Raw genomic sequence first — 5,946 nt, forward strand, 5'->3', positions numbered from 1 at the left:
ACCGTGCGCGGCGTGCGCCAGGACCGGACCGTCCGGATCCGCCTCGCCCAGTGGGCGGCCCTCGACCGCCACGGGCCCACCGACGCCCGGCTGCGCGCCCCGGTCCTGAGCCTGGCCTGGCTGCTGCTCTCCTGCGCGCTGTGCGCGGGCGGCCTGTGGGTGGCCTTCGCCGTCCCGGCCGGGGCCACCCGGGAGGACGGCGGCTACGGCCTGGTCGCCTACGGGATGGGCGCCTCCCTGATCCTCTGGGTCACCGGCCTCGTCGGCCTGACGAAGATCGTGGGCCACCACCGCATGGCGAACCGCCTCACCGGCCCGAACCGCTTCACCGGGCCGAACCACGTGACCGCCCGCAGCCGTGTCAGCGGCCCGGGCCGCCCGCGGGGCGGCCGATCAGCATCGTCGGAGCCCCCGCGACCCGAGTGAGCAGCACGGTGGCCGCGTTCGGGCCCTTGGGCTTCACCTTCCGCCGGATCTCCTCCGGCTCGACCGCCGAGCCGCGCTTCTTCACGGTCAGCGTGCCGACCTCCCGCTCCCGCAGCAGGGCCTTCAGCTTCTTCAGGTTGAAGGGGAGTTCGTCGGTGATCTCGTACGCGGCGGCGTACGGGGTCGGGACGAGCGCGTCGGCCGTCACGTAGGCGATGGTCGCGTCGATCAGCCCGCCGTCCACCTCCGCCGCCACCTCGGCGACGAGGTGGGCGCGGATGACGGCGCCGTCGGGCTCGTACAGGTAGCGGCCGACGGGCCGGACCTCCGGGTCGGGCAGGCCCCGGCCGGTGAGGCTCACCCCGGAGGGCAGCAGCGTGGCGCGGCGGGCACCCGGCTCCGTGCCGAACCAGAGCACGGCCTCCTTCACGTCCCCGCCGTCCGAGATCCACTCCGCCTCGGCCTCCTCGGGCACCGTCTCGTGCGGGATGCCGGGCGCGATCTTCAGCGCCGCGTGCGGGGCCGTGCGGGCCGCCCGGACCGCCCAGGAGAGCGGCGGGGAGTACGCCTCGGGGTCGAAGATCCGGCCCCGCCCGCCGCGTCGCGCCGGGTCGACGAAGACCGCGTCGTACCCGGTGGTGTCGATCTCGGTGACATCGGCGCAGCGCACCTCGATCAGGTCCGCGAGGCCGAGCGCCTCGGCGTTGGCGCGGGCGGTCGCGGCGGTGACGGGATCGCGGTCGACGGCGAGGACGGAGATCCCGGCGCGGGCGAGGGCGATCGCGTCGCCGCCGATCCCGGAACAGAGGTCGGCGACGCTCCCGACGCCGAGGGCCCGCAGCCGCGCGGCCCGGTGGGCGCCGACCGAGGCGCGGGTGGACTGCTCGACTCCGTTGGCCGTGAAGAACATCCGGTACGCGTCGTCGGCGCCGAACTTCGCCACCGCCCGCTGCCGCAGCCGGGCCTGCCCGAGGGCCGCCGTGACCAGGTCGGCGGGGTGGTCGCGGCGCAGCCGGGAGGCGACGGCGAGTTCCCGGGCGGGGTCGTAGTCGCGCAGGGCGGCGAGGAGCGTCCGCCCTTCGGGGGTGAGGAGGGCGGTGAGGGCGGCGAGGTCGTTCACCCGCCCATTGTGGTGCCTCGCGTGTCGTGCGGCGGGTGTGGGCCGCCCGGGGGACCGTGGGGGCGGTACGGCGGTGTCGCGGCCGGGAGGGGCCCGCGCGCTGACAGGATGCGGCGCGATACACCTCGTACGACAAAAGGAAAAGATGATGGCAAAGGGTGGGTCGTCCTCCCGTCGGGTCCTCGGGGCCGCGCTCCTCGTCGCCGCCCTCACCTCCACGGCCGCCTGCTCCGGCTCCGGGGCCGGGCCGGAAGCCGGTGCCGGGGGCGCGCCCGCTCCCGCCGCCGGACAGCAGGCAGCGGCGGCGCGCCCCCTGACCGCCTCCGCCGCGCTCAACGAGCACCTCAGGAAGGTCCGGGAGCAGCGCGCGGCCCGGGTCCTCGCCGCCCGGAAGTGGGGGCTGAAGCAGACCCCGCTCGAAGCCCCCGCCCCGCCCGCGAAGAAGCCGGCGATCACCACCCGCAAGGGCTTCGAGACCGACGGAACCGGCCTGCCGCCCGTCTTCACCACCGTGCCCACCAAGGAGAAGATCGTCTTCCTGACGATCGACGACGGCGCGGAGAAGGACCCCGAGCTGATCCGGATGATGACCGAGCTCGACATCCCCTACAGCGCCTTCCTCAGCGACTACGTCGTCAAGGACGACTACGGCTACTTCGCGAAGATGCAGCGCTCGCAGGCGCGCGGGGTCGCCCTGCACAACCACACCCTCAACCACCGCTACATGCCGGCCCTCTCCTACGAGCGGCAGAAGCGCGAGATCTGCGGCATGCAGGACGTCATCGAGAAGCGGTACGGCACCCGGCCCCCGCTGTTCCGCCCGCCGTACGGCAACTACAACGAGGACACCCTGCGCGCCGCCAAGGCCTGCGGGGTCAGGGCCGTGCCGCTCTGGGCCTCGGAGGCCTTCCCCGACCGCATGGAGTGGCGCGAGTGGGACCGCGACCTGCACCCCGGCGACATCGTGCTCACCCACTTCCGGGGGAAGGACGACTGGAAGGGCAGCATGCCGGACATGATCCGCAGGGTGATGAACGTGATCACGGCGAAGGGGTACGCGGTCGCCAAGCTGGAGGACTACGTATGACCCGGGCCCGCTTCGGCCTCGTGGGCCTCTCGCTCGCCGCCCTCCTCGCCCTCACCGGCTGCGCCCCGGCGGTCGACCCGATCGAGCGGCTGGGGCGGAAAGCGGCGCAGCGGGTGGCGGCGGCGGAGCCGGTGGCGGGTGTTCCGGACCCCCGCCCGATGCGCCACATGGCGTGGAATTGGCACTCCGCTTGACCGAGTGCTAATCGCGGTCATAGTCTCGCCTCTGGCACTCCCCACCGGAGAGTGCCAAAGAAGCGACGGGCAGGTCCGGCACCCGCGACGACGGATCCACCTGGTCGCCACACTCAGACAGTTAACCCCGCGAGATCTCCGAAGGGGGAGGTCGGATCGTGACGACCGTCAGCTCCAAGGTTGCCATCAAGCCGCTCGAGGACCGCATCGTGGTCCAGCCGCTCGACGCCGAGCAGACCACGGCCTCTGGCCTGGTCATCCCGGACACCGCGAAGGAGAAGCCCCAGGAGGGTGCCGTCCTCGCCGTGGGCCCGGGCCGTTTCGAGAACGGCGAGCGCCTTCCGCTCGACGTGAAGGTCGGCGACGTCGTGCTCTACAGCAAGTACGGCGGCACCGAGGTCAAGTACAACGGTGACGAGTACCTCGTCCTCTCGGCCCGCGACGTGCTCGCGATCATCGAGAAGTAAGCCGAAGTACCTTCCGAGGCACCTGAAAAAGATGCTGTGAGCTGCGCCCCGAGGCCCCGTTCCGGGGCCCGGGGCGCCGCTCGTTACCCGATTTCCGAGAGGGCTGAATCGCTCCCATGGCGAAGATCCTGAAGTTCGACGAGGACGCCCGTCGCGCCCTTGAGCGCGGCGTCAACAAGCTTGCCGACACGGTGAAGGTGACGATCGGCCCGAAGGGTCGCAACGTCGTCATCGACAAGAAGTTCGGCGCCCCCACCATCACCAACGACGGTGTCACGATCGCCCGCGAGGTCGAGATCGAGGACCCGTACGAGAACCTCGGCGCCCAGCTGGTGAAGGAGGTGGCGACCAAGACCAACGACATCGCGGGTGACGGCACCACCACCGCCACCGTCCTCGCCCAGGCGCTCGTCCGCGAGGGCCTGCGCAACGTCGCCGCCGGCGCCTCCCCGGCCGCCCTGAAGAAGGGCATCGACGCCGCCGTCAAGGCCGTCTCCGACGAGCTCCTCGCGACCGCCCGTCCGATCGACGACAAGTCGGACATCGCCGCCGTCGCCGCGCTCTCCGCGCAGGACCAGCAGGTCGGCGAGCTCATCGCCGAGGCGATGGACAAGGTCGGCAAGGACGGTGTCATCACCGTCGAGGAGTCCAACACCTTCGGCCTGGAGCTCGACTTCACCGAGGGCATGGCCTTCGACAAGGGCTACCTGTCCCCGTACATGGTGACCGACCAGGAGCGCATGGAGGCCGTCCTCGACGACCCCTACATCCTGATCAACCAGGGCAAGATCTCGTCCATCCAGGACCTGCTGCCGCTGCTGGAGAAGGTCATCCAGGCGGGCTCCTCCAAGCCGCTGCTGATCATCGCCGAGGACGTCGAGGGCGAGGCGCTCTCCACCCTCGTCGTCAACAAGATCCGTGGCACCTTCAACGCCGTCGCCGTCAAGGCGCCCGGCTTCGGTGACCGCCGCAAGGCGATGCTCCAGGACATGGCCACCCTCACCGGTGCCACCGTCATCGCCGAGGAGGTCGGCCTCAAGCTCGACCAGGCCGGCCTGGACGTGCTCGGCACCGCCCGCCGCGTGACCGTCACCAAGGACGACACCACCATCGTCGACGGTGGCGGCAACTCCGAGGACGTCGCGGGCCGCGTCGCCCAGATCAAGGCCGAGATCGAGACCACGGACTCCGACTGGGACCGCGAGAAGCTCCAGGAGCGCCTCGCGAAGCTGGCCGGCGGCGTGTGCGTGATCAAGGTCGGCGCCGCCACCGAGGTGGAGCTGAAGGAGAAGAAGCACCGCCTGGAGGACGCCATCTCCGCGACCCGCGCCGCGGTCGAGGAGGGCATCGTCTCCGGTGGTGGCTCCGCTCTGGTCCACGCCGTCAAGGTCCTCGAGGGCAACCTCGGCAAGGAGGGCGACGAGGCCACCGGTGTCGCCGTCGTCCGCCGCGCCGCCGTCGAGCCGCTGCGCTGGATCGCCGAGAACGCCGGCCTCGAGGGCTACGTCATCACCTCGAAGGTGTCGGAGCTCGACAAGGGCCAGGGCTTCAACGCCGCGACCGGCGAGTACGGCGACCTGATCAAGGCCGGCGTCATCGACCCGGTCAAGGTGACGCGCTCCGCCCTGGAGAACGCCGCCTCGATCGCCTCCCTGCTTCTCACCACCGAGACCCTCGTGGTGGAGAAGAAGGAGGAGGAGCCGGCGGACGCGGGCCACGGCCACGGTCACGGCCACTCCCACTGAGGCACCTGACTGATCACTGAGGCCCGGGGCCCCCGAGAGGGGGCACCGGGCCCCGGTGTTTCCACGCCGGCCCGCCGACGGCCGGGGACGTACGGGGCGGGTCAGGCCTCCACCGCGCCGATGCGGCCCATCAGGCCCAGCAGGTCGTACTGCCACCAGCCCTCGACGATCTTTCCGTCCTCCCGGAAGCGGTGGATCAGGGTCCCCGTCATGGAGACCTCGATGCCGGTGGGCTGGAGCCCCATGAAGTCGCCCGTGTGGGTCCCCTGCCAGGTCCAGCGGGTGCAGACCCGGTCGCCCTCCGCGATCTGGTCCTCCACCGTGAAGGCGAAGTCGAAGCCCTCGCGCCACATCGCCACCTCGCGGCGGACCGCGTCCATCCCGATGGCGTCCTGCGCGTTCGTCGGATCGTGGTCGTGATAACCCTCCGCGAGCACCTCGTCCAGGAGCGCCAGCTCCGGCTCGGTGGCGATCATCTCCAGGAGCCGGCGCGCGGCGGCCTTGTAGAGGGCCTCGTCCCGCACGACGTCCAGGTCGGTGAAGGTCGGCAGCTCGTCGCAGAGCGCCACCATCTCGCGGAAGATCCGGTCCGTCTCGGGCAGCTGCGAGTTCCGCATCGCCACCTCGTACGAGGGGAACTCCACGACGTGCGAGGCGTCGGACCGGTCCGTCCCGACGATGCTGTGGGTGGCGGTGCGTTTGCCCCGGGTCCGCTCGACCCACTGGTCCATGAGCCGGTTCAGATCCTCGACCCGACTGGTCTTGCAGTCGATTATCTGTACGAATGTCATGACGCCTCCCGACCGGGGGTGGGGGTCTTCTCCAGTCTAGGTCCGGAGGGCCCCGGCGACGCGTCCTACGCCGAGTGCCCCAGGTCCGCGGCCCGTACCTCCTCCGCGAACGGTTC

General features: G+C 71.3%; 6 protein-coding genes and 1 pseudogene. 5 read left to right on the forward strand and 2 right to left on the reverse strand.

Annotated elements, in window-relative coordinates; all coding sequences use genetic code 11:
* Positions 1–426, forward strand: a pseudogene (locus RIF68_RS24570) (hypothetical protein); the annotation flags it as partial.
* On the opposite strand, the gene RIF68_RS24575 reads toward RIF68_RS24570, so the two are convergent.
* Complete coding sequence (locus RIF68_RS24575) at positions 362–1,546, reverse strand: methyltransferase domain-containing protein (protein ID WP_309053474.1); 1,185 nt, start codon at positions 1,544–1,546, stop codon at positions 362–364. The pseudogene RIF68_RS24570 and the gene RIF68_RS24575 sit on opposite strands and share 65 nt — an antisense overlap.
* Before the next feature lie 148 nt (positions 1,547–1,694).
* On the opposite strand from RIF68_RS24575, the gene RIF68_RS24580 reads away from it, so the two are divergent.
* The 4 genes from RIF68_RS24580 (at position 1,695) to groL (ending at position 5,039) form a co-directional block, all read left to right on the forward strand.
* Entirely contained in the window at positions 1,695–2,633 is a 939-nt protein-coding gene (locus tag RIF68_RS24580; protein ID WP_309053479.1) for a polysaccharide deacetylase family protein, read from the forward strand.
* Positions 2,630–2,827, forward strand: coding sequence for a hypothetical protein (locus RIF68_RS24585; RefSeq protein WP_309053475.1), 198 nt, complete (start codon positions 2,630–2,632; stop codon positions 2,825–2,827). Before RIF68_RS24580 ends, RIF68_RS24585 begins: the two co-directional genes overlap by 4 nt.
* Positions 2,828–2,985: 158 nt before the next feature.
* Positions 2,986–3,294, forward strand: a complete 309-nt coding sequence (gene groES / locus RIF68_RS24590; RefSeq protein WP_309053476.1) for a co-chaperone GroES — start codon at positions 2,986–2,988, stop codon at positions 3,292–3,294.
* Between the two features lie 116 nt (positions 3,295–3,410).
* Complete coding sequence (gene groL, locus RIF68_RS24595; RefSeq protein WP_309053477.1) at positions 3,411–5,039, forward strand: chaperonin GroEL; 1,629 nt, start codon at positions 3,411–3,413, stop codon at positions 5,037–5,039.
* Positions 5,040–5,140: 101 nt separating this feature from the next.
* Here groL and RIF68_RS24600 read toward each other — a convergent pair whose 3' ends face one another.
* Positions 5,141–5,830 (reverse strand): ester cyclase, encoded by a 690-nt coding sequence (locus RIF68_RS24600; RefSeq protein WP_309053478.1) that lies wholly within the window; start codon positions 5,828–5,830, stop codon positions 5,141–5,143.
* Positions 5,831–5,946: the final 116 nt, after the last annotated feature.

The sequence above is a fragment of the Streptomyces sp. genome (assembly GCF_031178505.1).
Taxonomy (GTDB): Bacteria; Actinomycetota; Actinomycetes; order Streptomycetales; family Streptomycetaceae; genus Streptomyces; species Streptomyces gulbargensis.